This window comes from Streptomyces luteireticuli (assembly GCF_041519305.1).
Taxonomy (GTDB): Bacteria; Actinomycetota; Actinomycetes; order Streptomycetales; family Streptomycetaceae; genus Streptomyces; species Streptomyces luteireticuli.
The window spans coordinates 5,087,937-5,114,423 of record NZ_CP167927.1; the positions used below are offsets into that span (position 1 = coordinate 5,087,937).

Annotated in this window: 28 protein-coding genes; 14 read left to right on the forward strand and 14 right to left on the reverse strand. The window is 71.9% G+C overall.

Annotated features, from left to right (window positions below; translation table 11 throughout):
• Window positions 1–18: 18 nt before the first annotated feature.
• Window positions 19–567, reverse strand: coding sequence for an RICIN domain-containing protein (locus tag AB8735_RS22810; protein WP_372409026.1), 549 nt, complete (start codon window positions 565–567; stop codon window positions 19–21).
• 651 nt (window positions 568–1,218) lie between these two features.
• Here AB8735_RS22810 and AB8735_RS22815 point away from each other — a divergent pair.
• Both AB8735_RS22815 and AB8735_RS22820 read left to right on the forward strand, forming a co-directional pair.
• On the forward strand, window positions 1,219–1,788 hold the full coding sequence (locus tag AB8735_RS22815; protein WP_372411893.1) for an isochorismatase family protein: 570 nt from the start codon (window positions 1,219–1,221) through the stop codon (window positions 1,786–1,788).
• A gap of 92 nt (window positions 1,789–1,880) precedes the next feature.
• Window positions 1,881–2,789 carry a TNT domain-containing protein gene (locus AB8735_RS22820; protein WP_344027427.1) on the forward strand — a complete coding sequence of 303 codons (909 nt, stop codon included), beginning with the start codon at window positions 1,881–1,883 and terminating at the stop codon, window positions 2,787–2,789.
• A gap of 17 nt (window positions 2,790–2,806) precedes the next feature.
• On the opposite strand, the gene AB8735_RS22825 is transcribed toward AB8735_RS22820, so the two are convergent.
• The 5 genes from AB8735_RS22825 to AB8735_RS22845 form a co-directional block, all read right to left on the reverse strand.
• Window positions 2,807–3,427, reverse strand: coding sequence for a hypothetical protein (locus AB8735_RS22825; protein WP_372409028.1), 621 nt, complete (start codon window positions 3,425–3,427; stop codon window positions 2,807–2,809).
• Window positions 3,428–3,463: 36 nt separating this feature from the next.
• Window positions 3,464–4,126 carry a hypothetical protein gene (locus AB8735_RS22830; RefSeq protein WP_372409029.1) on the reverse strand — a complete coding sequence of 221 codons (663 nt, stop codon included), beginning with the start codon at window positions 4,124–4,126 and terminating at the stop codon, window positions 3,464–3,466.
• 338 nt (window positions 4,127–4,464) lie between these two features.
• A complete protein-coding gene (locus AB8735_RS22835) occupies window positions 4,465–5,448 on the reverse strand; it encodes an amidohydrolase family protein (RefSeq protein ID WP_372409030.1) in 984 nt (327 codons plus the stop codon).
• Window positions 5,449–5,508: 60 nt separating this feature from the next.
• Complete coding sequence (locus tag AB8735_RS22840) at window positions 5,509–5,700, reverse strand: DUF397 domain-containing protein (protein ID WP_372409032.1); 192 nt, start codon at window positions 5,698–5,700, stop codon at window positions 5,509–5,511.
• Entirely contained in the window at window positions 5,697–6,464 is a 768-nt protein-coding gene (locus AB8735_RS22845; protein ID WP_372409033.1) for a helix-turn-helix transcriptional regulator, read from the reverse strand. Before AB8735_RS22845 ends, AB8735_RS22840 begins: the two co-directional genes overlap by 4 nt.
• 159 nt (window positions 6,465–6,623) lie before the next feature.
• Between AB8735_RS22845 and AB8735_RS22850 the strand changes: the two genes are divergently transcribed.
• Window positions 6,624–6,911, forward strand: coding sequence for a hypothetical protein (locus tag AB8735_RS22850; RefSeq protein ID WP_344027439.1), 288 nt, complete (start codon window positions 6,624–6,626; stop codon window positions 6,909–6,911).
• Window positions 6,908–7,066 carry a hypothetical protein gene (locus AB8735_RS22855; protein ID WP_344027441.1) on the forward strand — a complete coding sequence of 53 codons (159 nt, stop codon included), beginning with the start codon at window positions 6,908–6,910 and terminating at the stop codon, window positions 7,064–7,066. Before AB8735_RS22850 ends, AB8735_RS22855 begins: the two co-directional genes overlap by 4 nt.
• A gap of 38 nt (window positions 7,067–7,104) precedes the next feature.
• On the opposite strand, the gene AB8735_RS22860 is transcribed toward AB8735_RS22855, so the two are convergent.
• Window positions 7,105–7,896 (reverse strand): aminotransferase class IV, encoded by a 792-nt coding sequence (locus AB8735_RS22860; protein ID WP_372409035.1) that lies wholly within the window; start codon window positions 7,894–7,896, stop codon window positions 7,105–7,107.
• Window positions 7,897–8,032: 136 nt separating this feature from the next.
• Between AB8735_RS22860 and AB8735_RS22865 the strand changes: the two genes are divergently transcribed.
• On the forward strand, window positions 8,033–9,025 hold the full coding sequence (locus AB8735_RS22865; RefSeq protein ID WP_372409036.1) for an aldo/keto reductase: 993 nt from the start codon (window positions 8,033–8,035) through the stop codon (window positions 9,023–9,025).
• Here AB8735_RS22865 and AB8735_RS22870 read toward each other — a convergent pair.
• Together AB8735_RS22870 and AB8735_RS22875 are read right to left on the reverse strand one after the other, a co-directional pair.
• Entirely contained in the window at window positions 9,015–9,554 is a 540-nt protein-coding gene (locus AB8735_RS22870) for a hypothetical protein (protein WP_372409038.1), read from the reverse strand. The two genes, AB8735_RS22865 and AB8735_RS22870, sit on opposite strands and share 11 nt — an antisense overlap.
• Window positions 9,555–9,578: 24 nt before the next feature.
• A complete protein-coding gene (locus AB8735_RS22875) occupies window positions 9,579–10,760 on the reverse strand; it encodes an MFS transporter (RefSeq protein WP_372409040.1) in 1,182 nt (393 codons plus the stop codon).
• 140 nt (window positions 10,761–10,900) lie between these two features.
• Between AB8735_RS22875 and AB8735_RS22880 the strand changes: the two genes are divergently transcribed.
• Window positions 10,901–11,431, forward strand: a complete 531-nt coding sequence (locus AB8735_RS22880) for a PadR family transcriptional regulator (RefSeq protein WP_372409042.1) — start codon at window positions 10,901–10,903, stop codon at window positions 11,429–11,431.
• 63 nt (window positions 11,432–11,494) lie between these two features.
• Here AB8735_RS22880 and AB8735_RS22885 read toward each other — a convergent pair whose 3' ends face one another.
• From AB8735_RS22885 to sdhC, 4 genes are read right to left on the reverse strand one after another with little or no spacing between them, the layout of a single operon-like run.
• Window positions 11,495–12,253 (reverse strand): succinate dehydrogenase iron-sulfur subunit, encoded by a 759-nt coding sequence (locus AB8735_RS22885; protein ID WP_344027453.1) that lies wholly within the window; start codon window positions 12,251–12,253, stop codon window positions 11,495–11,497.
• The gene (gene sdhA / locus AB8735_RS22890) at window positions 12,253–14,007 is read right to left on the reverse strand and encodes a succinate dehydrogenase flavoprotein subunit (protein WP_372409043.1); all 1,755 of its coding nucleotides are present in this window, start codon (window positions 14,005–14,007) and stop codon (window positions 12,253–12,255) included. Before sdhA ends, AB8735_RS22885 begins: the two co-directional genes overlap by 1 nt.
• 23 nt (window positions 14,008–14,030) lie before the next feature.
• Window positions 14,031–14,507, reverse strand: coding sequence for a succinate dehydrogenase hydrophobic membrane anchor subunit (locus AB8735_RS22895; protein WP_344027457.1), 477 nt, complete (start codon window positions 14,505–14,507; stop codon window positions 14,031–14,033).
• 8 nt (window positions 14,508–14,515) lie between these two features.
• Entirely contained in the window at window positions 14,516–14,896 is a 381-nt protein-coding gene (gene sdhC, locus AB8735_RS22900) for a succinate dehydrogenase, cytochrome b556 subunit (RefSeq protein ID WP_344027459.1), read from the reverse strand.
• A 313-nt stretch (window positions 14,897–15,209) separates the two neighbouring features.
• Here sdhC and AB8735_RS22905 point away from each other — a divergent pair, with 313 nt between their 5' ends.
• The 8 genes from AB8735_RS22905 to AB8735_RS22940 all read left to right on the forward strand — a co-directional run bounded on the left by AB8735_RS22905 (window position 15,210) and on the right by AB8735_RS22940 (window position 24,919).
• Window positions 15,210–16,820 (forward strand): glycoside hydrolase family 20 protein, encoded by a 1,611-nt coding sequence (locus AB8735_RS22905; protein WP_372409045.1) that lies wholly within the window; start codon window positions 15,210–15,212, stop codon window positions 16,818–16,820.
• 247 nt (window positions 16,821–17,067) lie between these two features.
• A complete protein-coding gene (locus AB8735_RS22910; RefSeq protein ID WP_372409046.1) occupies window positions 17,068–19,134 on the forward strand; it encodes a glycosyltransferase in 2,067 nt (688 codons plus the stop codon).
• Window positions 19,135–19,720: 586 nt separating this feature from the next.
• Window positions 19,721–20,305 (forward strand): hypothetical protein, encoded by a 585-nt coding sequence (locus AB8735_RS22915; protein WP_344023779.1) that lies wholly within the window; start codon window positions 19,721–19,723, stop codon window positions 20,303–20,305.
• Between the two features lie 111 nt (window positions 20,306–20,416).
• A complete protein-coding gene (locus tag AB8735_RS22920; protein ID WP_372409048.1) occupies window positions 20,417–21,256 on the forward strand; it encodes a DUF4328 domain-containing protein in 840 nt (279 codons plus the stop codon).
• Between the two features lie 35 nt (window positions 21,257–21,291).
• On the forward strand, window positions 21,292–21,924 hold the full coding sequence (locus AB8735_RS22925; RefSeq protein WP_372409050.1) for an RNA polymerase sigma factor: 633 nt from the start codon (window positions 21,292–21,294) through the stop codon (window positions 21,922–21,924).
• A complete protein-coding gene (locus tag AB8735_RS22930) occupies window positions 21,924–22,862 on the forward strand; it encodes a hypothetical protein (RefSeq protein WP_372409052.1) in 939 nt (312 codons plus the stop codon). The genes AB8735_RS22925 and AB8735_RS22930 overlap by 1 nt, the downstream gene beginning before the upstream one ends.
• 207 nt (window positions 22,863–23,069) lie before the next feature.
• Entirely contained in the window at window positions 23,070–24,686 is a 1,617-nt protein-coding gene (locus AB8735_RS22935; protein WP_372409054.1) for a methylmalonyl-CoA mutase, read from the forward strand.
• 20 nt (window positions 24,687–24,706) lie between these two features.
• A complete protein-coding gene (locus AB8735_RS22940) occupies window positions 24,707–24,919 on the forward strand; it encodes a hypothetical protein (protein ID WP_344023769.1) in 213 nt (70 codons plus the stop codon).
• Window positions 24,920–24,954: 35 nt separating this feature from the next.
• On the opposite strand, the gene AB8735_RS22945 is transcribed toward AB8735_RS22940, so the two are convergent.
• The gene (locus tag AB8735_RS22945) at window positions 24,955–26,469 is read right to left on the reverse strand and encodes an alpha/beta hydrolase (protein WP_344023767.1); all 1,515 of its coding nucleotides are present in this window, start codon (window positions 26,467–26,469) and stop codon (window positions 24,955–24,957) included.
• Between the last annotated feature and the right edge of the window lie 18 nt (window positions 26,470–26,487).

The following is a 26,487-nucleotide window of genomic DNA, read 5'->3' on the forward strand; positions in this document are numbered from 1 at the left end:
TCGGTGGCTTCAGCGGGCTCACGCGAGCACGGTCCACCTCTGGGTGGTGTGCTGACGGTCCGGGTCCACCACGACCGTGGACCCCGCGGCCCAGGTGCCGCAGCTGTCCAGCACGCTGCCGGTGGCCGCGCTGGCGATGGTCAGCACGCCGTTCGCGTCCTGGGTGACCTGCCATTTCTGCTGGGGGGTGATGTTGTTCGTGTCCCTGTGGGTCAGGGTCACCGCGTTCCCGGACTCGGTGGGGGCGGTCAGGGCCATGGACGGGTCGCAGCTGTCCTGGATGTTCGCGGTGCCGTCCGGGTTCAGGAAGAACTTCCACTTCTCCGAAGCGTGGCTCGGGTCGTAGGTGTTGATGTCGGCGTAGCCGGTCTGGGCGGAACACTGACCCTCCACCTCGAGCGCCAGACGGCTGCCGCTGCTCGTGGTGCCGCCATTGGTAATGCTGTGGTACTGGTTGTCGCCGACAATGGACGCCGGGGAGGCTGCGGGGCGGTCGGCAGCCTGAGCGCTTTGAGCGGCCACCAGCAAACCGGCCGCGAACACCGCCGCCAGGATACGAAGTTGCATGACATGCCCTTCCAAGAGGTGGGTGGGAGACCGGGCGCAGCCCGCTCGGCAAGCGGTGTCTCCGAACCACCAGTCCATGGAGTGGCAACGGAGCGCTGCGCCAGGGGAAAGGTGAAGCCTGTGGAATTTCGCAGCGCAATGGCGTCGGGAACGGCCACTGCGGCGGGTTTCGGGGTCTACCCCGCGCTTGTGACGAGGCACATAACTGGCCCCTTCCGTCGAGCAGTTCACCTGTTCAGGGAAGTAACGCAAGAACAGCACAACTCATCGAATCCCGGATAGAGGGTCCACACGCACTTCACCCGGACGGGCGCTAAGTGTGATGTAGCCGAATTCGGCCCCCGTCGCGGGCGGGAGGTGTCCCAGAGGTGTACGGGGATACCGGGCATCCGCTCAGGGGCGGGTCAGGGTCCGGTCGGGGGGCGCCCATGGGCAACAGCGTCCGCTCCCCGAAGCGTTGATCTTGCCGTCAAGATACGTCAGCGTCGCTCTGAAGGAACCTTGATGCGCAAACGCCTCGCTCTCACCGCCCTCTCCCTGGCCACCGAAGTCCTCCGGATCGCACCGGACCGCAGCCAACTCCTCAGGCGTCACAACCGGTCAACGGAACAAGTGAGAAGTGAGTTGATCAAGGCGGGCGCCTCGGGCACGATGCGATGCATGGTGCCTCCCGTCGAAGCTCTCGTCGTCGTCGATGTGCAGTCCGCTTTCGTCAGCGGTGACGAGGCGGTGCCCGCCGCCGTGGAACTGCTCGCGCAGGTCGGCCCGTTGATCGAGCGGGCCCGGGCCGCCGGGGCGTTCGTCGTCCACCTCCAGAACGACGGCGAGCCCGGCGCCTCGGACGAGCCCGGAGCGCCCGGCTGGCCGCTGCACCTGCCCGTCGCGCCCGGGCCCCGGGAGGTCGTGCGCCGCAAGACGGTGGACGACGGCTTCGAGGAGACCGGCCTGGAGGAGCTGCTGAGGGGCGCGGGGGTCGGTTCGCTGGCCGTCTGCGGCGTGATGTCGGAGATGTGCGTCATGGCCACCGCCCGCGCCGCCCTCGAACGCGGCTTCCGCACGGTCCTGCCGCACGACGCCCACGCCACGTACTACATACCGGCGGCCCCCGGGATCGCCGACGAGGTACCCGCCGCGATGGCCTCGCGGGTGGCCGAGTGGGCGCTGGGCGACGAGATCGAGATCGTCGCTCGGGCGGCGGACGTCCTCTTCACCGCGCCCTGAGAGGGCCCCTGATGGCTGGTTTCCCCCTCTCCTCCCAGTGATCAATGCGCTGCTAAGTTCCGTGCATTGACCACTGATGTTCAGGAGGACCGGTGAGAATCACCGTTGGTATAGCCATGGCCGTCGCGGCGTGCGGCACGTTACTCGGCCCCGCTGTCCCGATGGCCACGGCGCAGACCCCCGCCGCCCCGCAGCCCACGGAGTGCCTGGACCCCTACCAGGGCGACTGGTCGCTCGGCCCCAAGGCGGTCCCCGCCAAGCAGCCGGTCGCGGAACTGGTGAAGGACTGGAAGAGGTTCGGGATCTACCCGACGGCCCGGTCGTTCCTCAACGACTGGAAGACGAACGACTGGCAGTGGGCCTACCCGGGGAACGACGGCTTCGCCGGGAAGCCGGTCGCGACGACGGTCGGGCCGGGCGCGGTGCTCGACCGCTTCGGCGGCACGGGCGGTACGTTCGTGTCCCCGGCGGACTCCAAGAAGCCGGTGTCGTACGGCGAGCGCTCCATCCCGCCGTCCAACCTCCAGACGTACCGGCAGGGCACGGCGTACGACGCCGAGTGCAACTACCACCTCTACAAGGTGAAGAAGAACGTCACGGGACAGCGCGGCGCCATAGCCCCGGCCTTCGGCCAGCCCGGCGGCGGTACGCAGATCAAGCTGGACAAGGACATCAAGTCCCTGCTGGCGGCGGGCGCCCTGGAGGACGTCACCCCCGGGCGCACGCACGCTCCCCGGCGCGCGGCGGCGACCGCGGCGTCGGTGACGCCCGCCACCCTTCGCGCGGAGCTGCGCCGGGCGGGCGTGCCCGACGCGCTGTTCCGGCTGCCGGGCATCCACGAACCCCGGCTTCCCGCCACGGAGTTCCACGTCCTGCGCCGGGCCGCCGACGGCCGGTGGGAGGTCGCGCTGAACGAGCGCGGCAAGGAGCGGGTGCTGGCGCGCTACGACGACGGGTCCCGGGCGGCCGGCCACCTGTACCGCGAGGTCACCGGGCGCTGATCACCGCCCGCGTCGCGTCATTCGGGCAGCCGGAGCGGGAGCGCGTACACCGCCCGCCCCTCCCGCGAACCCACCGGCCGCAGGCCCTCCGTCGCCGCGTCCGCCGTCTGGGCCGCGAGCGCGTAGGAGATGCCCAGCGCGTCCGCGCAGTCGCGGTCGTCCAGGCGGAAGGCGAAGCGCAGTTCGTCCCCGCGGGCCGGGCGGGACGTCCCGACCGTGAGGGTGCCGCTGCTCTCCAGGCGGACGGAGAGCAGGGCGACGGGCTCGCGGGTGTACGCGAACCACGCGTCGCTGTGGTTGCCCAACTCCTCCAGCAGCCAGGCGTACTTCAGCCGCGGCGGGTCGTCCCGCCCGGGCGCCCGCCACGGCGCGACGGCGGGCGGCGCGACCGGGCCCGGACCGGCCAGGGCCGCCCGCAGGGTCTCCGGGCCCGGCTCGGGGCCGGGCGTGACGGTGAGGTGCGCCCCGCCGGGCCAGCGGGCCGTGACCGACGGGGCCGGGCCCGTCAGGTCGACGGACTCCAGCACCGGGCCGGTGCGGACGTTGGCCCGCTGGAGCGCGGCCACGTCGAGGAGCAGGGGCGCCCACCACTCCGCTCCAGGCCAGCGGACGGACGGGCGTACCGGACGAGCACTCATGCCCCTGCTCCTCTCCACGCGCTTCCTCGCGCTTCCTCAGATGTTGATGGCCTGGCGCACCCAGTCCGGGCAGCGACCCGGAGTGTTCTCGCAGAAGGCGGTCACCACACCGAACGGCTTCCCGTCCGGCAGGCCACGGAAGTTCACCACGGCCTTCACGGACTTGACCTCCACGACACGGCAGGTGCGGAAGATCCACCAGCCGCTGCACTTCACATGCAGGACGTCGGTGACGTAGTTGTACGTCGTCCCGCTCTGCTGCCACTTGCCCCCGTTGGGGCGCGGGTACTTGGTGGTGGCCCGGACGGCGGCCAGGCTCAGATTGTGCTTCTGCTCGACCTTCGTCAGGCCGAACCCGTAGTCACCGCCCGGCCATTTTCCCTGGCGCATGGTGGTGGTGACGTTGTCCTTGTCCTTCCACTCGCCGACGATCCGGTAGGCCGGGTCGCCCGGAGCCTTGACGTCCGCCCGGCCGATTCGGTCGACGGCCTTGCGTTCGACCCCGTACCGGGGCAGGTCCTGGAGCCGGAACGTTCCGGCGCGCGGTATGGAGGACTTCGCGTCCAGGACCGAGAAGGTCAGGGTGTCGTCGGTGCGCGGCGGACCCTGCGGGGCGGCCTGGGCCGCGGTGGGTGCGAGGACGAGTGCGCAGGCCGTCACGGCCAGGGCGGACAGGGCCGCGGTTCTGAGTGGCGTCATTTGGTCTTCCCCTTGTGGTCGGAACCGTCTCGGGACGGGCTCCGGAGCACAGGAGACGGTACGAGTGGACAGGGGGCCTGACCAGACCTGGCCAGCCGCACAGGCTTGAAATGGACGCTTCCGCAACTTCCGTACGAAGAGCGCGATTTAGCCCCGTGGCGCCGGGTGTCAGCAGGGTGTTCCGGCCGCGCCGGACCATCCGTTTCCGGATGGGGGCGGGGTCTGGAGGTACGGGGGAGGGGCGGGGAAACCGCACGTGCCGACCGTGCGGGGGTGTTCCGGGCGCCGGTCCAGTGGCCGGGAAGGTGTGTCCGGAACGGCGTGTCCGGGAGGCGCTGTCAACGGCCGAGCCGCGGGAACAGGGCCTCCGCGCCGTCCCGGTCGACCGCGTCCAGCTCGCCGTCGGCCCACCCCTCGAAGCCGTCCAACAGCCCGGTGAAGTACGCCCCTTGCTCGGCCGGCAGGAACGGCCAGTCGCTGCCGTAGTGGAGGTGGCCGGACGCTGCGAAGGCGCGCAAGGCGGGCAGCGATGTGGGCCCGCCGGCCATCGCAGTGTCGAAGTGGAAACGCCGCAGGTCTTCCAGGATTCCGTCCCGGGTGAGCTCCGGCCGGGCCAGGGGGCCGGTGGCGGCGATCCGGTGGGCCAGGTACGGCAAGGCGCCGCCGCCGTGGGACAGGATCACCCTGACCCGTGGGTGGCGGCGCAGCGCGCCGTTGTACGTCAGGTGCACACCGGTGCGCGTGGTGTCGCAGGGGAAGTCGGCGACCGGCGGGGGCAGTCCGGGCACCAGGGGTGCGGGGAGGAACGTGGGGTGGATGTGCACCACGGCGGCCCGTGCGTCGAGTTCGGCCCACAGCGGCTCGAACTCCGGGTCCCCGAGGTAGCGTCCACCGGCGTTGGAGAGCAACTCCACGCCATCGGCGCCCAGGTCGTCGTACGCGCGGGCCGCCTCGGTGAGGGCGCCGTCCACGTCCGGCAGCGGCAGGCTCGCGAACTGGCCGAAGCGGTCGGGGCGGTCCTTGACCACCTCGGCCGTGTAATCGTTGACGGCCCGGGCCAGCTCGCGGGCGGCTGCGTCGTCGCCGAAGTGCACCCCGGGGGCGCTCACCGAGAGTATGCCGACGCCGATGCAGCGGTCGTCCATCATCGCCAGCGCCCCGTCCCGGCTCCACTCGGGCACCGGCCAGTCGCCGCTCCCGGCGAAGTTTCCGCGCCGGATCAGCTGCTCGCGGTAGCCGGGCGGCAGGATGTGCTGATGGACGTCGATCCGGCCCGCGGAGGGCGAGCCCGCCGAGGGTGAGGACGAAGGCGTGGTCGTCATTGCATGGCCTCCGCCTTCCAGGGTGGCACCGGGGGCGGTGCTTCGCCCATCGTGAGGTGGTCATTCACCTCGGATGACGGTGAGGAAGGCGTTCCAGGCGGGGGGTGTGACGCTCAGGGGCGCGGCCCCTCTGTTCTTGCTGTCCCGTATCAGTACGCCGCTGAGCGGGCAGTCGGATATCTCGACACAGTCGGTTCCGCCCGGGCTGCTATACGTCGACTTGCGCCAACCCGCACGGTTCAGGGACTTCATGCGCTGAATTCCTTCATGGTTCGTTCCAGCAGGGCGATGGAGTCGTCCGGTGGCAACGCCGCAGCGTGCACGTGATCGTAGCGATGGGAGTACCGGAGGACTGAGGCCCGGTCCCTTACGAGGCTGCCAGTGTCGCTGCCTTCGAGGTAGGCGACATCAGGACCGCGTTCGAAGGCCAGTAGCGTCAACGAACAGCCAAGCGCGGCATGGACGCCGACTGCGAACGGGAGCACTTGGACTTTGACGTTCGGCGCTTGGGCCGAATTCACAAGGCGCGCCAACTGTTCGTACATGACGGCCGGTCCACCGACAGGACGGCGCAGGATCGCCTCGTCCAGCACCATCCACAGAAAGGGAGGCTCCGGCCTGGTGAGAATGCTTTGTCGGGCGAGCCGTCGTTCGACTTGCTTCTGGATCTCGTCGGGGGAGTACCACGGGTAGTAGGCGCTCATGAGCTCGCGCGCATACGCCTCGGTCTGCAACAGCCCGGGAAGCCAATAAGCCAGGTACTTGTGCATGGCCACGGCCCTGGCCTCGCAATCGATGTAGTTCTGCATCCAGCCCTTGAGTGGGATGCGCTCCACATGCATCCACAGCTCGTGAAGCTCCCCCTCCGCCCCCAGCACCTCGTCCAACCGCTTGGACACGTCCTCGGCCGGAACCTCGTTCCCGAGCTCGATCTGGGCGATCCGCCCATGACTCAGATGCACCTTCTCGCCCAGCTCCCGCTGTGTCCACCCGGCCCGCAAGCGCCGCTTGCGCACCCTCGACCCGTACAGGGCGGCCAATGACGCGGACGGGTCAAGCTCCTTCGCTGCGGGCACAGTTGCCCCCGTTTTCTCGATCCGGCTCCGAAAACAAAATCCCTGGTGAGCGTAGCGTCACGGCCCGATGCTGGTGGACCGAAACGGAGGTACCCGCTCATGTCCAAGAGCCCCCAGCAACGCAGCCTCGCCCTCCTCCGGGAGACGTCCGCCCGCCTCGCGGTCGAACTGCACGACGCCTTCCGCGCGCACGGCATCGCCGTCCGGGTCGTACCGGAACCGCCGAACCACGGCCAGGCGTACGTATCCGTCCTCGACCCGCTCCGCGAGGAGGAGGCGCGCCTGGTCGCCGCCGCGCTGCGCGCCTACCGCGCCGTCCGCCGCGAACCGATGAGCCACGACGTGGCGGCCGCCAACGCCCGCAGCCGCCGGGGCGGCCTGGCGTGAACGAATCCGTTGCCGACGCGCAGCCGCTACAGGGCCACTGTGCCGAGTGCCGGCGCATCAAGGCGGAGTACTACCGGGCCTGGCGGGCCGGTGACCGCGTCGCCGCAGAGGCGTGGTGCGTCACCATGGGCCGCCATCAGCGCGTGGCTCATTGAGGGGCCAGGGCAACAGCCCCATGACGCTCCGGAGCTCGTCAGACGACATCCCACGGCACGCGTGCGTAAAGCCGCTTCAGCTGCCCCAGCAGTTCCGTTCCGGTGGCGAAGCGCACGTCGTCGATCCGGGAAACCGGGGCGATGCCGAGGGAGTTGGAGACGAACGCCGCGTCGAAGCGGGCCACTTCATCCAGTGCCACCGGCTGCTGCCGCCACCGCAGGCCCGTCCGGTCCAGTTCCCGCCGGAGCAGCAGCATGGTGATCCCGTCCAGGGCAGGGGCGTCGGGCCAGACCACAGTGTCGCCGTCCAGGAACCCCACATTGGTGATGGCTCCTTCGGCCACCGCGCCGTCCGGCCCGACCAGCAGCGCCTCGTCGAACCCTCGGGCGGCCACCCGCCTGAGGTGGTACGCCTGCCCGAACACCCCCACGTGCTTGAGGTGGGCCTGGGGTCGCAGGTAGGGGACGCTGAGCAGGCTCTGAGGAGCGGACGGTTCGGGTGCGGGGGGCCGGACCACCACCGTGGTCTCCGGTCCGGCGCCGGGGTCGGGGGCGTAGACGTACACCCGGAGCGAGGCGTCGCCCGCCCCCGCCCCGGCGAGTCCCTGCCGGATGCGTTCCCGGACGAGCGCGCCGTCCAGCCCTTCGCCGAACAACTCCCGCGTGGCCGTGTCCAGCCGGGTCACATGGAGATCGAGTCCCCGCACCCGGCCGTCCCGGATCTGCATGGCGGTCATGTGCCCGTAGCCGCCCATCAAGGTCGTGAACATCGGGTCGGTGTCGGCGGCACGGCCGTTGACCTGCACATAGGGGGTGGAAAGATCAGCCATGGTGGCCACCCTAATGCGGCGGCCCGCTCGACGGTCCGTCGCCGCGGAGTCACGGCGCGGGGGCTTGCGTTGGAGTGCGCTCCAACTCCTAGTGTCATGGACGTCCCCGGAACACAGCGATCCCAGGAGGCCCACCATGCCCACTCTCCCCACCCGCCACCTCGGCGCACTCACCGTCGGCGCCCAGGGCCTCGGCTGCATGGGCATGAGCCACGCCTACGGCGCATCGGACGACGAGCAGTCGGTCGCGACGATCCACCACGCCCTCGACCTGGGCGTCACCCTCCTCGACAGCTCCGACTTCTACGGGCACGGGCACAACGAGGAGCTCATCGGGCGGGCCCTCACCGACTCCCGCCGCCGCGAACAGGCCGTCGTCGCCACCAAGTTCGGCTTCGCCAACAAGCTCGGCGAGCCCATACAGATCCGGGGCGACGCCGCGTACGTCCGGCAGGCCGCCGAGGCGTCCCTGCGCCGGCTCGGGCTCGACCACATCGACCTCTACTACGTCCACCGGATCGACCGGGAGGTGCCCATCGAGGAGACCGTGGGCGCGATGGCCGAGCTGGTGAAGGAGGGCAAGGTGCGTCACCTGGGGCTCTCCGAGGCCGGCGCGGAGACGATCCGGCGGGCGCACGCCGTCCACCCGATCGCCGCGCTGCAGAGCGAGTGGTCGCTGTGGACGCGGGACATCGAGGCCGAGGTCCTGCCGACCTGCCGTGAACTGGGCATCGGCGTCGTCCCGTTCTCGCCGCTCGGGCGCGGCTTCCTCACCGGCCGCTACACCTCCCTCGACAGCCTGCCCGAGTCGGACATCCGCCGCACCCAGCCCCGTTTCGCCGACGGCAACCTGGAGCGGAACCTCGCCATCGTCGAGCGGCTGGAGGCGCTGGCCGCCGAGCGCGGCGTCACGGCCGGGCAGCTGGCGCTGGCGTGGGTGCAGCACCGGGGCGAGAACGTCGTCCCGATCCCGGGTACGCGCCGCCAGAAGTACCTGGAGGAGAACGCCGCGGCGGCGACGCTGACCCTGTCCGCGGACGAGCTGGCGGCGATCGACGCGGCGGCCCCGGCCGGGGAGGTCGCGGGGACGCGGTACGACCAGGCGTCGATGGGGTTCGTCAACGGCTGAGGCCGGGGGCTCCTCGACGGCGGCGTACGTAGTAGGCGACGGTCAGCGCGGTCACGATCGGGGCCCACGACAGGACGAACAGTCCGCTGACCGTCGTCGCCAGCGCCCTCCACCACCCGTTGGTGTAGCCGACGCCGGGGTCGATCACCCTGAATTCCGTCAGCACCCAGTCGGCCGCCAGCCCCAGCAGGCCCAGGCTGAAGAGGGCGGCGGGGACCAGGACCACGGCCGGGGGGACGCGCCGGCCGCCGACGCGGGGGAGGCGGGCCGAGAACGTCTCGCCCCAGGGGCGTACCAGCGCCAGCGTGGCGAGCGCCGCCAGTTCGGTCAGCACGCTGAGGCCGAAGACGTAAGGGACGCCCAGCCAGGGGCCGTTGTCGGTCTGCTCCCGCCAGCCCATCGTGTAGTTGAAGGCGTAGGGCAGGCGCCACAGACAGACGGGCAGGGCCAGCAGCGGCAGCGCGCGGGCCAGCCGCAACGCCCAGCGGGGGACGGGCCGTTCGGTCGGGGAAGGGGCGGTCGTCGTCATGCCCCCAGCCTTCCGTCGCCACGGTCACCGGAGATCGTACGGAGGGAGGAACCGGCTCCGCCGCCCGGCGGAACCCCGGCGCAGCGCCACCAATGTCACTACGAGTGCCACGGCCACCACCACTGCACCGGCCCAGCCCAGCGCCGTGATGTCCGTCCCGGCGTCCAGCAGTCGTGAACCACCCCAGGAACCGGCCGCGTTGCCGAGGTTGAAGGCCGAGGTGTTGGCGGCGACTGCCAGGGCCGAGCTGCCGCCCGCAGCGCTGAGCACCCATGCCTGGAGCGGCGGCACCAGTGCGCCGGAGGCGAAGCCGATCAGCAGGATCGCGACGGGCACGGCGGGACGGACGTGGGTGACGGTGCTGGTCAGGAGCAGCGCGGCGGCGAGCAGGGCCAGCATGGTGATCAGGGTGCCGCGCAGGGTGCGGTCCGCGAGCCGGCCGCCGACGGCGTTCCCCGCGAAGCCGCCGAGGCCGAAGACGAAGAGCAGGACGGTCGTCGCGGTCGTGCCGAAGCCGGTGGCCTGGCGCAGCAAGGGGGAGATGAAGCTGTAGAGCAGGAACCAGCCTGCTTGCGAGACGGTGGTGACGGTCAGGGCGCAGAGCACCTGGGGGCGCTTGAGAGCACCGGTCTCGCCGCGTACCGTCCCGCCCGTCTCCCTGGTGACCGAGCCGGGCACCAGGGAGAGGATGGCCAGGAAACCGAGGGTCGCCGCCCCCGTCACGCACCAGAACGTCGCCCGCCAGCCCCACTGTTGGCCGATCGCGGTGCCGATCGGCCCGCCCAGCACGGTGGCCAGGCCGAGCCCGCCGGAGACCCAGGCGATGGCCGAGGCGCGGCGCGCGGGCGGCGCGAGGCGGACGGCGATCACGATGCAGATCGCGGCGAATGCGCTGTGCGTCAGGGCCCCCAGCGTCCGGGCGGCCATGAGCAGGGGGAACGACGGGGCGAGGGCGCCCAGGACGTTGGCGGCGGCGAAGACCGCCAGCAGGGCCAGGGCCAGCCGCCTCGGGGCCACGCGGGCGGTGAGGACGGTGACGACGGGGCCGCCGACGGCGACCGTGACCGCGTACGAGCTGAGCAACTGTCCGGCGTCGGCCACGGAGACGCGCAGGTCCCGCGAGACGTCGAGCAGCAGCCCGATGAGGGCGAACTCGGCCGAGCAGAGCGCGAAGACGGAGAGCGCCAGCGCGGCGAGGGCTGCCACCGGGATCCTCGCCGGGGGTGCGGTGGCGGATGGGGGTGTTCAGCGTCGTGGACGACAAAGATGTGCTCCCTCCCTGAGAGTGTCGAAACGTCGTATGTCGTTTCGACACGTCAGGGAGCTTAGGCTTAAACTGTCTGTCCATGTCAAGCCTGTTGGATCTCGCCGTACTCGGCTTCCTCCACGAAGAACCTCTGCACGGCTACGAGTTGCGCACCCGCATCGCCCGGCTGACCGGACACGTCAAGGCGATCAGCCACGGCACGCTCTACCCGGCGATCAAGCGGATGGAGGGTGCCGGGCTGCTCGTCCGGGAGCAGCAACAGGGCACGGCGGCGGCGCCGCGGCACATGCTCAGCCTGACCGACGACGGGCGGCGGGAGTTCCTGGAGCGGCTGTGCCGGCCCGCCGAGCCGTTCATCACGGACGAGAACCGCTGGTTCGTCCTGCTCGCCTTCCTCCGCCACCTGCCCGAGGGGCAGGCGCAGACCGAAGTGCTGCGTCGGCGGCTGGCGTTCCTCAGCGAGCCGAGCAGCTTCTTCTACGACGGGGACCGGCCGCTGTCCGCCGACGACGTGGACGACCCGTTCCGCCGCGGCGTGCTCACCATCGCCCGCGCGACCTCGAAGGCCGAACTGGCCTGGCTGGAGGAGACGATCGCGGAGCTGGGATGACATGCGCGAGGGCCCGCCCCACGTCAAGTGGAGCGGGCCCTCGTCCCGTTGAACGGGAAGAGATCAGAAGCGACGCGTGATCAGCGCGCGCTTGACCTCCTGGATCGCCTTCGTCACCTCGATGCCGCGCGGGCAGGCATCGGTGCAGTTGAAGGTGGTGCGGCAGCGCCAGACGCCGTCCTTGTCGTTCAGGATCTCCAGGCGCTGCTCACCCGCCTCGTCGCGGGAGTCGAAGATGAAGCGGTGCGCGTTGACGATCGCCGCCGGGCCGAAGTACTGGCCGTCGTTCCAGAACACCGGGCACGAGGAGGTGCACGCGGCGCACAGGATGCACTTGGTGGTGTCGTCGAAGCGCTCGCGGTCCTCGGCGGACTGCAGGCGCTCGCGCGTCGGCTCGTTGCCCTTGGTGATCAGGAAGGGCATGACATCGCGGTAGGCCTGGAAGAACGGCTCCATGTCGACCACGAGGTCCTTGAGGACCGTGAGGCCCTTGATGGGCTCCACAGTGATCGGCTTGGCCGGGTTGATGTCCTTGATCAGGGTCTTGCAGGCCAGGCGGTTGCGGCCGTTGATGCGCATGGCGTCCGAGCCGCAGATGCCGTGGGCGCAGGAGCGGCGGAAGGTCAGCGTGCCGTCCAGGTCCCACTTGATCTTGTGGAGACCGTCGAGCACACGCTCCTTCGGGTCGATCTCGACCTCGAAGTCCTGCCAGTTCGCCTCGTCCGAGACCTCGGGGTTGAAGCGGCGGATGCGGAAGGTGACCTTGATGTAGGGGGAGGACGCGGCCTCCGCCTCCACCTTGTCGAGAGTCGCGGTGCTCATCAGTACTTACGCTCCATGGGCTGGTAGCGGGTCTGCACGACCGGCTTGTAGTCGAGGCGGATCGAGTCCTTGCCGTCCGCGTCGACCTCGCGGTACGCCATGGTGTGGCGCATGAAGTTGACGTCGTCGCGGGTGGGGAAGTCCTCGCGGTAGTGACCGCCGCGGGACTCCTTGCGCGCCAGCGCGGACACGGCCATGACCTCGGCCAGGTCGAGCAGGTTGCCCAGCTCGATGGCCTCCAGCAGGTCGGTGTTGAAACGCTTGCCCTTGTCCTGGACGGAAACGTTCTTGTACCGCTCGCGCAGCTCGGCGATCTTCTCGACGGCCGTCTTGATGGTCTGCTCGGTGCGGAAGACCATGACGTTGGCGTCCATGGTCTCCTGGAGCTCGCGGCGCAGCTCGGCCACCCGCTCCTTGCCGGTGGACTCGCGCAGCTTCTCGACCTGGTCGACGACGAGCTGGGCCGGGTTCTCCGGCAGCTCGACGTAGTCGGCCTTGGCGGAGTACTCGGCGGCGGCGATGCCCGCGCGGCGGCCGAACACGTTGATGTCCAGCAGCGAGTTGGTGCCGAGGCGGTTGGCGCCGTGCACCGAGACGCAGGCGACCTCGCCGGCGGCGTAGAGGCCGGGGACGACGGTGTCGTTGTCGGCCAGCACCTCGCCCTCGACGTTGGTCGGGATGCCGCCCATCGCGTAGTGCGCGGTCGGCTGGATCGGGATCGGGTCCGTGTAGGGCTCGATGCCGAGGTAGGTGCGCGCGAACTCGGTGATGTCCGGCAGCTTGGCGTCCAGCTGCTCCGGCGGCAGGTGGGTGAGGTCCAGGTAGACGTGGTCGCCCTCGGGACCGCAGCCGCGGCCCTCGCGGATCTCCGTGTAGATGGAGCGCGAGACGACGTCACGGGACGCGAGGTCCTTCATGACCGGCGCGTACTTCTCCATGAAGCGCTCGCCGTCCTTGTTGCGGAGGATGCCGCCCTCACCGCGGGCGCCCTCCGTCAGCAGGATGCCCATGCGCCAGATGCCGGTCGGGTGGAACTGGAAGAACTCCATGTCCTCCAGCGGCAGTCCGCGCCGGTAGCAGGCCGCCTGGCCGTCGCCGGTGAGGGTGTGCGCGTTGGAGGTCACCTTGAAGAACTTGCCGGTGCCGCCGGAGGCGTAGATGACCGACTTCGCCTGGAAGACGTGGATCTCGCCGGTGGCCAGCTCGTAGGCGACCACACCGGCGGACTTCTTGACGCCGTCCACCTCGGTGATCAGCTGGTCGAGGACGTAGAACTCGTTGAAGAACTCCACGCCCTCCTTGACGCAGTTCTGGTACAGCGTCTGGAGGATCATGTGGCCGGTGCGGTCCGCGGCGTAGCAGGACCGGCGGACCGGGGCCTCGCCGTGGTTGCGCGAGTGACCGCCGAAGCGGCGCTGGTCGATGGTGCCGTCCGGGGTGCGGTTGAACGGCAGGCCCATCTTCTCCAGGTCGAGGACCGCGTCGATGGCCTCCTTCGCCAGGATCTCCGCGGCGTCCTGGTCGACCAGGTAGTCACCGCCCTTGACCGTGTCGAAGGTGTGCCACTCCCAGTTGTCCTCCTCGACGTTGGCGAGGGCGGCGGCCATGCCGCCCTGCGCGGCGCCGGTGTGGGACCGGGTCGGGTAGAGCTTCGTCAGGACCGCGGTGCGGCTGCGCTTCGTCGCCTCGATGGCGGCGCGCATGCCCGCGCCGCCGGCGCCGACGATGACGGTGTCGTACTTGTGGATCTTCATGAGAAAGCGCCTCAGCCCCGGCTCTAGCGGATGTTCGGGTCGAAGGTGAAGATCACCAGGGAACCCAGCAGGACGGTGAACACCGTGGCGGTGTACAGCAGCATCTTCAGCCAGAAGCGGGTGGTGTCCCGCTCCGCGTAGTCGTTGATGACCGTGCGCAGGCCGTTGGCGCCGTGCAGCATCGCGAGCCACAGCATGATCAGGTCCCATGCCTGCCAGAACGGCGAGGCCCAGCGGCCGGCGACGAAGGCGAAGCCGACCTTGGTGACGCCGCCGTCCAGCACTAGCTGGATCAGCAGGTGGCCCAGGACCAGGACCACGAGGACGATGCCGGACAGCCGCATGAAGAGCCAGCCGTACAGCTCGAAGTTGGTGCGCGTCGACTTCGGCGTCTTCTTGGTGCGCTTGCGGGGCGCCTCGATGACCGGGGCCGGGTTGTCGGCGTCGTAGAGCGGGACGTCGTCCACGGCGGCGGCAGCGGGGGTGGTTTCAGCGGACATGTCTGGCGTCAGCTCCCGAACAGGGTGTGCAGCGTGTGGCTGAGCACGGGGTAGAAGGCGCCGGCCATCAGCACGACCCAGACGCCGACAACGGTCCACAGCATCTGCTTCTGGTACCGCGGGCCCTTGGACCAGAAGTCCACCGCGATGACGCGGAGGCCGTTGAGCGCGTGGAAGAGGATGGCGGCGACGAGGCCGTACTCCATCACGTTGACGACGGGTGTCTTGTACGTCGCGACCACGGTGTCGTACGCCTCGGGGGAGACGCGGACGAGAGCGGTGTCGAGTACGTGCACGAACAGGAAGAAGAAAATGAGGACGCCGGTGACTCGGTGAGCCACCCAGGACCACATGCCTTCCCGGCCGCGGTAAAGCGTTCCAGCCGGCACGGAAAACCCTCCGGGAGCGGATCGGGGCCTGCCGGCTTCGCTGTCGGTCGGGCCCGGCCGGGTACGGTCCACCGGCCCTGGCCATCGTAGCGACGCCTTGTCGGTTCGGTCGCGTGGGGTATGGCAGGTGTGATCAAACTGGCATGTACGGGTCGGTGCCGGTGGCCATGTGCCGCACGGTGTCCGGGTGGTGGCCGAACGGCCCCTGTTTGGATGTCGGAAATTCACCCATAAGGGGCATGTTTCGGGCGTGCATTCGATGGAATTGGTGACAGAAAGAGCTATCTTCCTCGTAATTGGGAGGTTTTGCTCCATGGGTCTGCCCGTCCATGTCACCCGCGCCGCGCTGCTGAGGACCTCGGCCGTCCTCGTCGCCCTCGTCGTCGCCGGAGTCGCCCCCGGCTGCTCCCACGACGGCCCCGCCCGCAGCACTCCGGACGACGCCCGCTCCAGCCAGGCCGCGCCGTCCTCCTCGTCCCCCTCCGTCGCACCCGTCACCGGCCCGCCGAAGGTCGTCCCCGCCGTCCGCTCCTTCACCGCCCGCTCCGGCCCGGGCTGGCGGCCCGCGCCCGGGGCCAGGGTCGTCACCGACCCCCACGGCCCGCTCGCCGACGAGGCGCGCCTCCTCGCCGGCGAGCTGGGACTCACCGCCGCGGCCGGGCCCGCCCGCACCGGCGACGTCGAGCTGGCGCTCCGGCCCGGCGAGGCCGGCGGCCCCGAGGGCTACCGGCTGACCACCCGGTCGGGGAAGGTGCTGGTCACCGCGCCCGCCGAGGCCGGCGCCTTCTACGGCACCCGCACCGTCCGCCAGGCCGTCCGCTCCGGCGGCGGGCTCCCCGAGGGCGACATCGAGGACGCCCCGGACCGCGCCCAGCGCGGGCTGCACCTGGACACCGCCCGCAAGCACTTCGACGCCGCCTGGATCGAGGCCCGGCTGCGCGAGCTGGCCGACCTCAAGCTCAACCAGCTCGCCCTGCACTTCTCCGACGACCAGGGCTTCCGCATCGAGAGCAGCACCCACCCCGAGATCGTCTCCCCGGCACACCTCACCAAGGCCGAGGTCCGCCGGATCGTCGCCCTCGCCGGCTCCCTCCACATCACCGTGATCCCCGAACTCGACTCGCCCGGCCACCTGGGCGCCGTCCTCGCGGCCCACCCCGACCTCCAGCTGCGCGACGCCGCAGGCAGGAGCACCCGGGGCGCCGTCGACATCTCCGCGCCCGGCGCCGCCCGCATCGTGGACGACCTGATGCGCGAGTTCGCCCCGCTCTTCCCCGGGCCGTACTGGCACCTCGGCGGCGACGAGTACCACGCGCTGATGGCCCCCGACCCGCAGGCCGCGTACCCGCAGCTGGCCCGGCTCGCACGCGAGCGCTTCGGCCCCCAGGGGCGCGTCCAGGACCTGGCCACCGCCTGGCTCGACGACCGGGCCGGCGTCGCCCGCTCCCTCGGCAGGACGCCCAAGGCCTGGAACGACGGCTTCTTCCGCGGCGGGACCGTCACCCCCGACCCGGCCATCGAGGTCGAGTACTGGACCGGCCGCGAGCTCGGCGCCCGGGACCCGCAGGAATACCTGAACGAGGGACGCACGGTCGTCAACCTCAACGACCGCTACCTCTACTACGTGCTCGGCGAGCCCAACGACTTCCGCTACCCCACGGGAGAACTCATCTACAAGGAGTGGTCGCCCGCCGTCCTGCGCGGCACCGCCGCCGTCGCCGCCGGTACGGCGGGCCCCGGGCGGGTGCCGGGCGGCCGGTTCGCCGTGTGGTGCGACCACGCGGACGCCCAGACCCCCGAGCAGGTCGCAAACGGAATCCGGCTGCCGCTGGCCGCCACGGCCCAGCGGCTGTGGGACCCCCGCCCGCCCCAGCTGTCCTGGCAGGACTTCACCGCCCTGTACGCGCGGGTGCGCGGCGGCTGAACACCCTTACGGCGCCTGGCCAATGGACCACATAACGGGACGGCCCGGGCGGTCGTCGGCACGCGCCGCCAAAGCGGGCTAGCCTCCGGGGTTGAACCATGCGCGGCACCCGGTCGTTGACCAAACGGAAGGTACAGGCACCGGTACGCGGCGCAGCCGTCCACGGCGGAAGCGCGCGAGCGCGCCCCACGCACCATCGCCAACATCGCACGCCAACATCGCACCATCGCACCTGAACGAGGGCCCGATGAAGATCGAATTTCTGCTGCACAACGCGTACGGGATCGGCGGGACCATCCGCTCGACCGTCAACCTCGCCACCGCCCTCGCCGACCGGCACGAGGTCCGCATCATCAGCGTCAACCGCCCCGTGGACGAGCCCGAGCTCACGATCGACCCGCGCGTGCGCCTCACCCCCCTCGTCGACCTGCGCGAAGGCACCGAGACCGACGAACACGCCGCACCGCTCAACCAGAAGCCCAGCGAGATCTTCCGCGACGAGCGCATCGACAACGGCCGCATGGCCGCCACCGCCCTGACCGACGAGCGCGTCCGCGCCCACCTCGCGGCCACCGACGCCGACGTCGTCATCGCCACCCGCCCCAAGCTCATCGGCTACCTCGCGCAGTACGGCGACGACCGCTACCTGCGCATCGGCCAGGAGCACCTCACCCACGAGGCACATGTCCCCGAGCTGCACGCCGTCATGGACCCGGCGATCAACGCGCTCGACGCCTTCGCCACCGTCTCCGAGGCCGACGCCGGGCACTACCGCGACCGGCTCCCCGGCGGCGGCCGCGCCAAGGTCCTCGGCATTCCCAACGCCGTCCCCGCGCCCGCCGCCGAGCCCTCCGACGGCAACTCGAAGGTCATCGTCTCGGCGGGCCGGCTCGTCTCCGTCAAGCGCTACGACCGCCTCATCGACGCCTTCGCCCGCATCGCCGACGAGCGCCCCGACTGGCAGCTGCGCATCTACGGGCGCGGCACCAGCAAGGCCAAGCTGCGCGCCCGCATCGAGAAGCTGGGCCTCTACGAGCGCATCACGCTCATGGGCGCCCGCTCGCCCATCGAGACCGAGTGGTCCAAGGGCGCCGTCGCCGCCGTCGCCTCCGACGCCGAGTCCTTCGGCATGACCATCGTCGAGGCCATGCACGCCGGGCTGCCCGTCGTCGCCACCGACTGCCCGCACGGCCCGCGCGAGATCCTCACCGACGGCACGGACGGCATCCTCGTCCCGCTCTCCCCCTCCGGCGACGAGGACGCGAACGTCGAGGCGTACGCCGAGGCGCTCCTCAAGCTCACCGGCGACGCGGGCGCCCGTGCGCGGCTCGGCGCCGCCGCGCGGGGCGCCGCCAAGCGGTACGAGCCCGACGCCATCGCCCGCCGCTACGAGCGGCTCTTCGAGGAACTGCGCCCCGGCTGCACCGCCGCCCCCAAGAAGGGCCTGCTGCGCGGCCTGTTCGGCGGCGGCGGGCGCGGCAAGCCGGCCGCCGCGGCCCCGGCGGCCCCCGAGGCCGCCAACCCGGCCGCCCGCTGCGCCGTCACCTCCGACGGCTCCCTCCTCTTCCGCGTCCGCGCCGACGAGCTCACCGCCGCCGACACCCATCTGCTGCTGCGGCACCGCGGCAGCAAGGGCAAGGAGTCCGTGCGCGTCCCCCTGGAGCGGCGCGCCGGCACCTGGGCCGAGGCCCGCGTCGACCGCGCGGCACACGCCGCGCTGCCCGAGGGCCGCTGGGACACGTACGCGGAGCGGCCCGGCGACAAGACCCGGCGCCGGCTCCGCGCCGTCCTCGTCGAACAGAAGGCCCTGCTGAGGGTGGAGCTCTCCGCCTCGGTGTGGATCCCCTACGAGACCAGCGACGGCTTCCTCGCCGTCCGCACCTGGCTGCGTCCCTCGCACGCGGAGGCCACGGCGGTGCGCGTCGAGGACGAAGCGGTCACGGTCACGGTCCGGCCCTACGGGGTGGCGCTCGGGGAAGGCGCGGAACTCGTCGCCCGCCTGCGCGGCGGCGACGGCTCCGTCGGCGACGTCCGCGCGCCGCTGTCCGCCGTGGACGGTGTCGCGCGCCTTCCGTACGGCGTGATGTGGCAGCGGCGCGGGGAGGAGCAGGACCTGTGGGACCTCTCCATCCGCCCCGCGGCGGGGGCGCCGCTTCTCCGGGTGGGGCGTCTTGCCGGGGATTTCGCGGATCGCAAGGGGGTCGATACGTTTCCGGGGGCGGAGAGGGGTGGGGTGCGGGTGCGGCCGTTCTTCACGGTGACGAATGACTTGACGCTGTCGGTGAAGGATGTGGAGGGGGAGGGGGAGGCGTAGGGGGTTTGCTCCCCGCCCCGCCCTAAACCGTTTTCGCAGGGGCTGCCGCCCCTGCGGGACCCCGCTGCGCGCTGCCGCGCGCGGGGGCCCGCGCTTCGCGCGGGTGGGCGGGGCGGGGCTTCGCCCCTGCGCCCTACCGGGGGCTCCGCCCCCTGGCCCCGAAGCGCCCTGCGGGCGCTGTCCTCAAACGCCGGACAGGCTTGGGTGTGTGCCCCTGCCCCGCCCTTTCACCGTTTCTTCCGGGGAAACCCCGGACCCCGTCCGCCCTTCGGGCGGAGTCCTCAAGCGCCGGACGGGCTGAAGTGGCGCGCCGATCCAGCCCGTCCGGCGTTTGAGGACGAGCGGCGAAGCCGCGACAAACGGGGGCCAGGGGCGGAGCCCCGGAAGCAGGGGTGCAGGGGGCGCAGCCCCCGCCCCACCGCGGCGGAGCCGCGGTGCCGGGCCCCGGGGCGGAGCCCCGGAAGAAACGGTGAAAGGGCGGGACCGGGGCACAACCAGCCCGCCCCACCCCCCACCCGTGTGACACAACCCGCACCCCCCGCGCAGTACCTCCCGAAGACCCCCACACCAACCGGGAGGAAAAACAATGCACTTCTGGGGCTATCTCCTCCTCGCCCGCCCCGGCCGCTCCCTCCCCGAGAGCCCGGCCCTCCGGACGAACCGTCACCATCTCCTCCCCACCGCCTCCTTCGACGACGGCTGGCAGCTCTGGCACCACCCCCACCAGCCCGAACTCGGCGACCTCGACGCCCTCGTGAGGGCCCTCGCCGACGAGACCGGGGCGCCGGCCCTGGCCGCTTACGTGATGGAGAGCGACTGTGCCGTGGTCAGCGGGGCCGGTCCGGGCGGTGCGCCGTGGTCCGCCTGTCTGGGCCGCCGGGCGCTCGCGGGCTACATGGCCGATACGGGTCTGGCCCTCGACGAACTCTTCCCCGATCCCCGCGCCGCCGCCGCGCACTGCTCGGCCTGGGCCGCCGCCGCGGGCCACACCGCGGACCCGGACGGACTCGCGGCCGTCCTCGCCGCGGAGCCCGAGCCGCGCGTGGAGAACCTCTTCGAGGACCTGCTCGCGCACCTCGGGATAGAGGCGGGGGCGGAGGACGGACGACGGCCGGTGCCGCTACCCCCCACAGGAGAGGCCCCGGCCGCCGCCCACTGCGAACCTCGGTGAGGCTCGCACTCCCTTCAGCGCCGGACGGCGGTTTTCCGTCACACCGGGACCGCGCCGGGACCGTACCGGTAACGTGCGGGCCGCGCGTGTCCTGTGGGGGGGAGCCGAAGAATGCAGCAGCAGTACCGGCACGACGGCGTGGACCTCCGCCGCGGTCTGCGTCTTTCGCTCACCGCGCTGCTCACCCTCTTCCTGCTCGCCCTGCTGCTGCTCGCCGCCGCGCGGTTCCAGCAGCGCGGCGCGCTCGCGGACGTCCTGGCCGAGGGAGCGGACCTGACGGAGGCGACGGCGCGACGGGCCGACGCCGCGGACGCCTTCCACGCCTCGATGGCGCTCGTCGCCGGGGTGCTCGGGCTCGGCGCCCTCGCCCTGTGGACGGCGTGGTTCCGTCGCGTCCGGCTCAACGCTGAGGCGCTGGCGCCCGGTTCGCACCGCTTCGGCAGCGGGTGGGCGGTCGGCGCGTGGTTCACGCCGGTGGTCAACCTCTGGTTCCCCAAGCAGATCGCCGACGACATCTGGCGGGCCAGTGCCCCCGCGGGACCGCAGGGCCCGCCGAGGGGTCTGCTCGACTCCTGGTGGGTGTGCGGCGTTCTGGCCGGTGCGGTCAACGCCGTGACGACCGTGGCGTATGCGCTGGCCGAGGCGCGGACCCACCGCCACGGCCACCTCCAGGAGGACGTGCGCCGGCTGCGGACGCTGGCCGGTGCCGGCGCCTTCGGATACCTGCTCTGTGCGGTCGCCGGGGTGCTCGCCCTGCTCGTCATACGGCAGTTGACGGGGATGCAGGAGCAACGGGCCCTGGAGTCACTGCCGTACGGGTCGCTTCCGTACGAGGCGCAGGTGTACGGGCCGGCGCCGACGTTGCCGCCGGGCCCGTACGGCAACCCGTACAACAACCCGTACGCCGGTCCACCGGGGAACCCCTACGGTGGCGGACCTCCGGGTTACTGATCCATCAGTTCTGCAAGTGGTGCAGGATGTTGGGTGTGCAGGGGGATGACGCTGAACTGAGCGCCGCCGTACGCGCGGCACAGGGCGGTGACGAGACGGCGTTCCGCACCGTCTACCGGTCCGTGCAGCCCCGCCTGCTGGGATATGTGCGCACGCTCGTCGGCGAGTCCGACGCGGAGGACGTGGCGTCCGAGGCCTGGCTCCAAATCGCCCGTGACCTGGGCCGGTTCACCGGCGACGCGGACCGTTTCCGCGGCTGGGCGGCCAGGATCGCCCGCAACCGTGCCCTCGACCACATACGGATGCGCGGCCGGCGCCCCGCCGTCGGCGGTGACGACAGCGAACTCGCGGGCCGCGCGGGGAACGCGGACACGGCGGGGGAGGCTCTGGAGGCCCTGGGCACCGGCCGCGCCCTCGCCCTCATCGCCAGGCTCCCGCAGGACCAGGCCGAGGCCGTCGTCCTGCGTGTGGTCGTCGGCCTCGACGCCGCGACCGCCGCGGAGGTGCTGGGCAAACGCCCCGGCGCGGTCCGCACCGCCGCCCACCGGGGCCTGCGCAGACTGGCCGAACTGATGACGACGAACGTGACGGAGCACCGGTCACCCGGTGGAGCGGGGCCCTCTCGCGGTGTGACGCGCTTGCGGGCGCGGACGCAGAAGGACATGTGATGGCGGACGAGCATGACGAGACACCCGCGTCGGAGACACCCGCGCCGGAGGTCCTGCGCGCCCTCGTCGCCCCCCTGCCCGAGCCGGGCACCCCGCTCCCCGGCGAGGAGGCCGCGCTGGCCGCGTTCCGCGCGGCGCGCGCGGCGGCGCCCGCCGGGCGGCCCGTCCTGCGGCGGCCCGTACGCGCCGCGCTCGTACTCGCCGCCGCCGGCTGCGCGTTGAGCGGCGCCGCCGTGGCCGCCGGCCTCGTCGGCCTCCCCGCGCCGTTCGGGACGGGGACCGGGACCAGGGCCGGGGCCCCGGCGGGCGGGGAGGAGCAGGTGGCCGCGAGCGCCGGCCCCGGGGCGCGGACCGGCGGCCCCGCCGACGTGCCCGGCCCGTCCCCGTACCGCACCCCGCGGGCGGAGGACGGCGGGCCGTTCCCGCCCCCGTCCGTCCACCCCGGCGGCCGCCGCGGCGCACCGCCCGGCACCCGTACGGCCACGCCCGGCGCACCGCCCGGCGGCAGTCCCGCCGCGTCCGCGTCGCCGGACGAGCGGCCGGGGAAGGGGGAGGAGAAGGGCGAGGACCCGCCGTCCCGGGACCGGAACCGGGACCGGAACGAGGAGCGGGGGCAGCGCCGCTGGGCCGCCCGTCTCTGCCGGGACTACCTCCTTGAGGGGAAATGGCGGGAAAAAGCCGATGAGGGCGCAGTACGCACCCTCGAAAACGAGGCCGGAGGCCCGTCCGGGGTCCGTGACTACTGCGAGCAGCTGCTGCGCGGCGGGGAACATGGCGGAGAACACGGCCGCGACCCGGACGAGGAGGGGGACGACGAGCACCGCGGCGGGCGGCACCCGTCCGCCCCTAAGCCGACCGTGGCGAAACCGTCGGCGCCGGATCCGTCCGGATCGTCACCCGCCCCCTCCGTGACGTTTTCCGGCCGCCCGGCGCTGTAGGGAGTGGGCCGACTGGTCATCGGCCGCGCAGGAGCCTCGGTTCCCCCCTTATTGCAGGCTCCGCGCACGGCGCGGGCGGGGCACGACCCCCGGCCCTGCCCGCGCTCCTCCGTGCGGGCGCGCGCGTCCCCTGACACCCTGCTCCGCCCGCCGCTACAGTCCGTTGCCCGGGGCGGGGCGGCGTTCGCACGGCGGGAGGCGTCACTCATGGAAGAACGGGAACACAAGCCCCGGACCACCGAGTCCGGGCTCGGCATCCGGCCCGTCTACGGGCCCGCCGACCTCGACGGATGGGACCCCGCGGAGCGGCTCGGCGAGCCCGGCTCGTACCCGTACACCCGCGGCATCCACCCCACGATGTACACCGGCCGCCCCTGGACGATGCGCCAGTACGCCGGGTTCGGCACCGCGGCCGAGTCCAACGCCCGCTACCGCCAGCTGATCGCGCACGGCGGGCACGGCCTCTCCGTCGCCTTCGACCTGCCCACCCAGATGGGCCACGACTCCGACGCGCCCCTCGCGCACGGCGAGGTCGGCAAAGTCGGCGTCGCCGTCGACTCCGTCGAGGACATGCGGTTGCTCTTCGACGGCATCCCGCTCGACCGCGTCTCCACCTCGATGACCATCAACGCCCCGGCCGCGCTGCTGCTGCTCATGTACGAGCTCGTCGGCGAGGAACAGGGCGTGGTAGCAGGGCAGTTGACCGGTACGATCCAGAACGACGTGCTCAAGGAGTACATCGCCCGAGGCACGTACATCTTCCCGCCCGGCCCGTCGCTGCGCCTCACCTCGGACATCTTCCGCTACTGCCGCACCGCGATCCCCCGCTGGAACACCATCTCCATCTCCGGCTACCACATGGCCGAGGCGGGCGCCTCGCCCGCGCAGGAGGTCGCCTTCACGCTCTCCAACGGGATCGCGTATGTGCGCGCGGCCGTCGCCGCCGGGATGGCCGTGGACGACTTCGCCCCCCGGCTCTCGTTCTTCTTCGTCGCCCGCACGACCCTGCTGGAGGAGGTGGCCAAGTTCCGCGCCGCGCGCCGGATCTGGGCGCGGGTGATGCGCGACGACTTCGGCGCCCGGAACCCGAAGTCGCTGATGCTGCGCTTCCACACCCAGACCGCAGGCGTCCAGCTCACCGCCCAGCAGCCGGAGGTGAACCTGGCGCGGGTCACGGTGCAGGGGCTGGCCGCCGTCCTCGGCGGCACTCAGTCCCTGCACACCAACTCCTACGACGAGGCCATCGCCCTCCCCGGCGCGAAGGCCGCCCGCCTCGCCCTGCGCACCCAGCAGGTCCTCGCCCACGAGACGGACGTCACCGCGACCGTCGACCCGTTCGCCGGCTCGTACGTCGTCGAGTCCCTCACCGACGGACTGGAGGAGGCGGCCGTGGCGCTGATGGGCCGGGTCGAGGACCTCGGCGGGGCCGTGGCCGCGATCGAGCGCGGCTTCCAGAAGGGCGAGATCGAACGCAACGCGTACCGCATCGCGCAGGAGACCGAGAGCGGCGAGCGCGTCGTCGTCGGCGTCAACCGCTACCGCCTGGCCGAGGAGGAACTGGCCGAGGAGGAGCCCTACGTCCCCCTGCGGGTGGATCCCGCCATCGAGACCCTCCAGCGCGAACGCCTCGCGGCCCTGCGCGCCCACCGGTCCGCGCGGGACGTGGACTCCGCCCTGACCGCGCTGCGGGCGGCCGCCGCCACCCCCACGGCCAACGTCCTCCCCCCGATGAAGGAGGCGCTGCGCGCCCGCGCCACGGTCGGCGAGGTCTGCGGGGCCCTCCGGGAGGTGTGGGGTTCCCACGTTCCGACGGAGACGTTCTGAACATTTGCGACACTTAAGGGATGTCCGCACCCCGCCGCACCTGCCCCGTCTGTTCCCGGGAGATCGCCGTCGTCGGCGGCCGCTACGCCCGCCACGACCCGCCCGGCCGCCGTGTCTCCTACGACCTCGTCTCCTGCCCCGGCTCCCGCCGCTCGGCGCCCCTCCTGGCGACCGAGCCGCGGCTCTTCGACCCGGAGGAACCGCCGATGGACGGCCAGGGGCAGTTGTTCTAGCGGGCCGTTCCAGCGGGCTGTTCTGGTGGGCCGTTCTAGGGGGCGGGGCAGTACGCGTCCGCGTCCGGCCGCTTCCCGTCCACGAGGTAGCCGGTGACGGCCCGGTCGCCGCAGGCGTTGCCGTTGCCGAGGTAGACGCCGTGGCCGCCGCCGTCCACCGTGACGAGCCGGGCGCGCTGCCCCAGCGCCTCGCGCATCTTCAGGGCGCCGAAGTACGGGGTCGAGGGGTCGCGCAGATTCTGGATCATCAGGACGTTCGACGGGCCGTCCGGGGTGAGGCGGACAGGCTTCCCGGCCGCGTCGTTCTTCCAGAACGCGCACGGGAAGACGCCCACCGGCATCCCCGCCGTCAGCGGGTACCGGGCCCGGTCAGCGGCCACGTCCCGGGCGTACGAGCGGACGGAGCGCGGCCAGCGGACGTCGTTGCAGATCGTGGCGACGGTGACCGCCGCGTCCTCGTCGGGCAGCGGCCGCGCGAGGTAGGGCGGCAGCACGGGGGTCCTCCGCGGGTCCCGGGCGTCCCTGATCAGCTCGGCGAGCGGGGTGAAGTCGTTGCCGTAGAGGGTCTGCTGGAGGGCCTGCCGCAGCCGGTTGCCGTCCAGCCGTACCTTGCCCGGCTTCCGCCGGCCGTCGGGGTCCTGCTCGGCCGTCGGCTTCGGCTGCCGGTCGAGCCGCTCGGCGAGCGCGAGGAACATCGGCCGGACGTCCTCGGGCCGTTGTGCCAGGCGCAGTTCTTTCTGCTCCGGGGCGGCGGCCCAGCGGGCGAAGTCCGGGAAGCGGTCCTCCATGGCCTGCGACATGTTCGCCGCCCAGCCGCGCGCGACGCGCGAGGGGTCGGGGTCGCCACTGCTGTCGAGCACGACGCGGTCGGTGTGCTCCTGGTACTTCTGCGCGTACTGTGCCGCCACATACGTCCCGTACGACACGCCCCACGCGGAGATCTTCTCCTCTCCCAGCGCCTGCCGGAACTGTTCGATGTCCTGCACCTCGTTGGCCGTCGTCATGCTTCCGACGAGCGGTCCGCCGTTGCGGGAGCAGGCGTCGGCGATCCGCCGTGCGCGGGCGACGTTGCCGGAGATGTCCCCGTTCCGCCCGGGCCAGGGCCGCAGGTTGACCAGGTCCCGGTCCTCCGGCGCGAGCCCGCACCCGGCCCGGGCACTCCCGCGGACTCCGCGCGGGTCGAGTGCGACGAGGTCGTACGCCCCCTTCAACTCCTTCGCCAGCGCCTTCCCCTTGTCGGTCAGCCGCTGCACTCCCGACCCTCCGGGCCCGCCCGGGACGACGAGCAGCGTCCCGCGCCGCGCCTCGGGCCTCTCGCTCCTGATGCGTGAGACGGCGAGCGTCGTCCGTTCCCCGTCCGGCTGCCGGTAGTCGACGGGCACGGTCAGCTCGGCGCACTCCTGCCCGCTGGGCCCCTTCTCCTGGACGCAGGGCCTCCACTTGAGCGTGGTGGCCGCCTGGGCCTGGGTCGTCGGGACCCCGGCCAGGCCGGCGGCGACGGCGGCGGTGGAGACGGTGAGGAGGAGGGCGTTGCGGCGCTGGGTCTTCATGGGGGCAATTCTTGTGAC

What these genes read in the sequence shown, in the direction of transcription:
- AB8735_RS22810 (WP_372409026.1), bottom strand. Translation starts at nt 567, where the DNA reads ATGCAACTTCGTATCCTGGCGGCGGTGTTCGCGGCCGGTTTGCTGGTG.
- AB8735_RS22815 (WP_372411893.1), top strand. Translation starts at nt 1,219, where the DNA reads ATGCGATGCATGGTGCCTCCCGTCGAAGCTCTCGTCGTCGTCGATGTG.
- AB8735_RS22825 (WP_372409028.1), bottom strand. Translation starts at nt 3,427, where the DNA reads ATGAGTGCTCGTCCGGTACGCCCGTCCGTCCGCTGGCCTGGAGCGGAG.
- AB8735_RS22830 (WP_372409029.1), bottom strand. Translation starts at nt 4,126, where the DNA reads ATGACGCCACTCAGAACCGCGGCCCTGTCCGCCCTGGCCGTGACGGCC.
- AB8735_RS22835 (WP_372409030.1), bottom strand. Translation starts at nt 5,448, where the DNA reads ATGACGACCACGCCTTCGTCCTCACCCTCGGCGGGCTCGCCCTCCGCG.
- AB8735_RS22840 (WP_372409032.1), bottom strand. Translation starts at nt 5,700, where the DNA reads ATGAAGTCCCTGAACCGTGCGGGTTGGCGCAAGTCGACGTATAGCAGC.
- AB8735_RS22850 (WP_344027439.1), top strand. Translation starts at nt 6,624, where the DNA reads ATGTCCAAGAGCCCCCAGCAACGCAGCCTCGCCCTCCTCCGGGAGACG.
- AB8735_RS22860 (WP_372409035.1), bottom strand. Translation starts at nt 7,896, where the DNA reads ATGGCTGATCTTTCCACCCCCTATGTGCAGGTCAACGGCCGTGCCGCC.
- AB8735_RS22865 (WP_372409036.1), top strand. Translation starts at nt 8,033, where the DNA reads ATGCCCACTCTCCCCACCCGCCACCTCGGCGCACTCACCGTCGGCGCC.
- AB8735_RS22870 (WP_372409038.1), bottom strand. Translation starts at nt 9,554, where the DNA reads ATGACGACGACCGCCCCTTCCCCGACCGAACGGCCCGTCCCCCGCTGG.
- AB8735_RS22880 (WP_372409042.1), top strand. Translation starts at nt 10,901, where the DNA reads ATGTCAAGCCTGTTGGATCTCGCCGTACTCGGCTTCCTCCACGAAGAA.
- AB8735_RS22885 (WP_344027453.1), bottom strand. Translation starts at nt 12,253, where the DNA reads ATGAGCACCGCGACTCTCGACAAGGTGGAGGCGGAGGCCGCGTCCTCC.
- sdhA (WP_372409043.1), bottom strand. Translation starts at nt 14,007, where the DNA reads ATGAAGATCCACAAGTACGACACCGTCATCGTCGGCGCCGGCGGCGCG.
- AB8735_RS22895 (WP_344027457.1), bottom strand. Translation starts at nt 14,507, where the DNA reads ATGTCCGCTGAAACCACCCCCGCTGCCGCCGCCGTGGACGACGTCCCG.
- AB8735_RS22905 (WP_372409045.1), top strand. Translation starts at nt 15,210, where the DNA reads ATGGGTCTGCCCGTCCATGTCACCCGCGCCGCGCTGCTGAGGACCTCG.
- AB8735_RS22910 (WP_372409046.1), top strand. Translation starts at nt 17,068, where the DNA reads ATGAAGATCGAATTTCTGCTGCACAACGCGTACGGGATCGGCGGGACC.
- AB8735_RS22915 (WP_344023779.1), top strand. Translation starts at nt 19,721, where the DNA reads ATGCACTTCTGGGGCTATCTCCTCCTCGCCCGCCCCGGCCGCTCCCTC.
- AB8735_RS22920 (WP_372409048.1), top strand. Translation starts at nt 20,417, where the DNA reads ATGCAGCAGCAGTACCGGCACGACGGCGTGGACCTCCGCCGCGGTCTG.
- AB8735_RS22930 (WP_372409052.1), top strand. Translation starts at nt 21,924, where the DNA reads ATGGCGGACGAGCATGACGAGACACCCGCGTCGGAGACACCCGCGCCG.
- AB8735_RS22935 (WP_372409054.1), top strand. Translation starts at nt 23,070, where the DNA reads ATGGAAGAACGGGAACACAAGCCCCGGACCACCGAGTCCGGGCTCGGC.
- AB8735_RS22940 (WP_344023769.1), top strand. Translation starts at nt 24,707, where the DNA reads ATGTCCGCACCCCGCCGCACCTGCCCCGTCTGTTCCCGGGAGATCGCC.
- AB8735_RS22945 (WP_344023767.1), bottom strand. Translation starts at nt 26,469, where the DNA reads ATGAAGACCCAGCGCCGCAACGCCCTCCTCCTCACCGTCTCCACCGCC.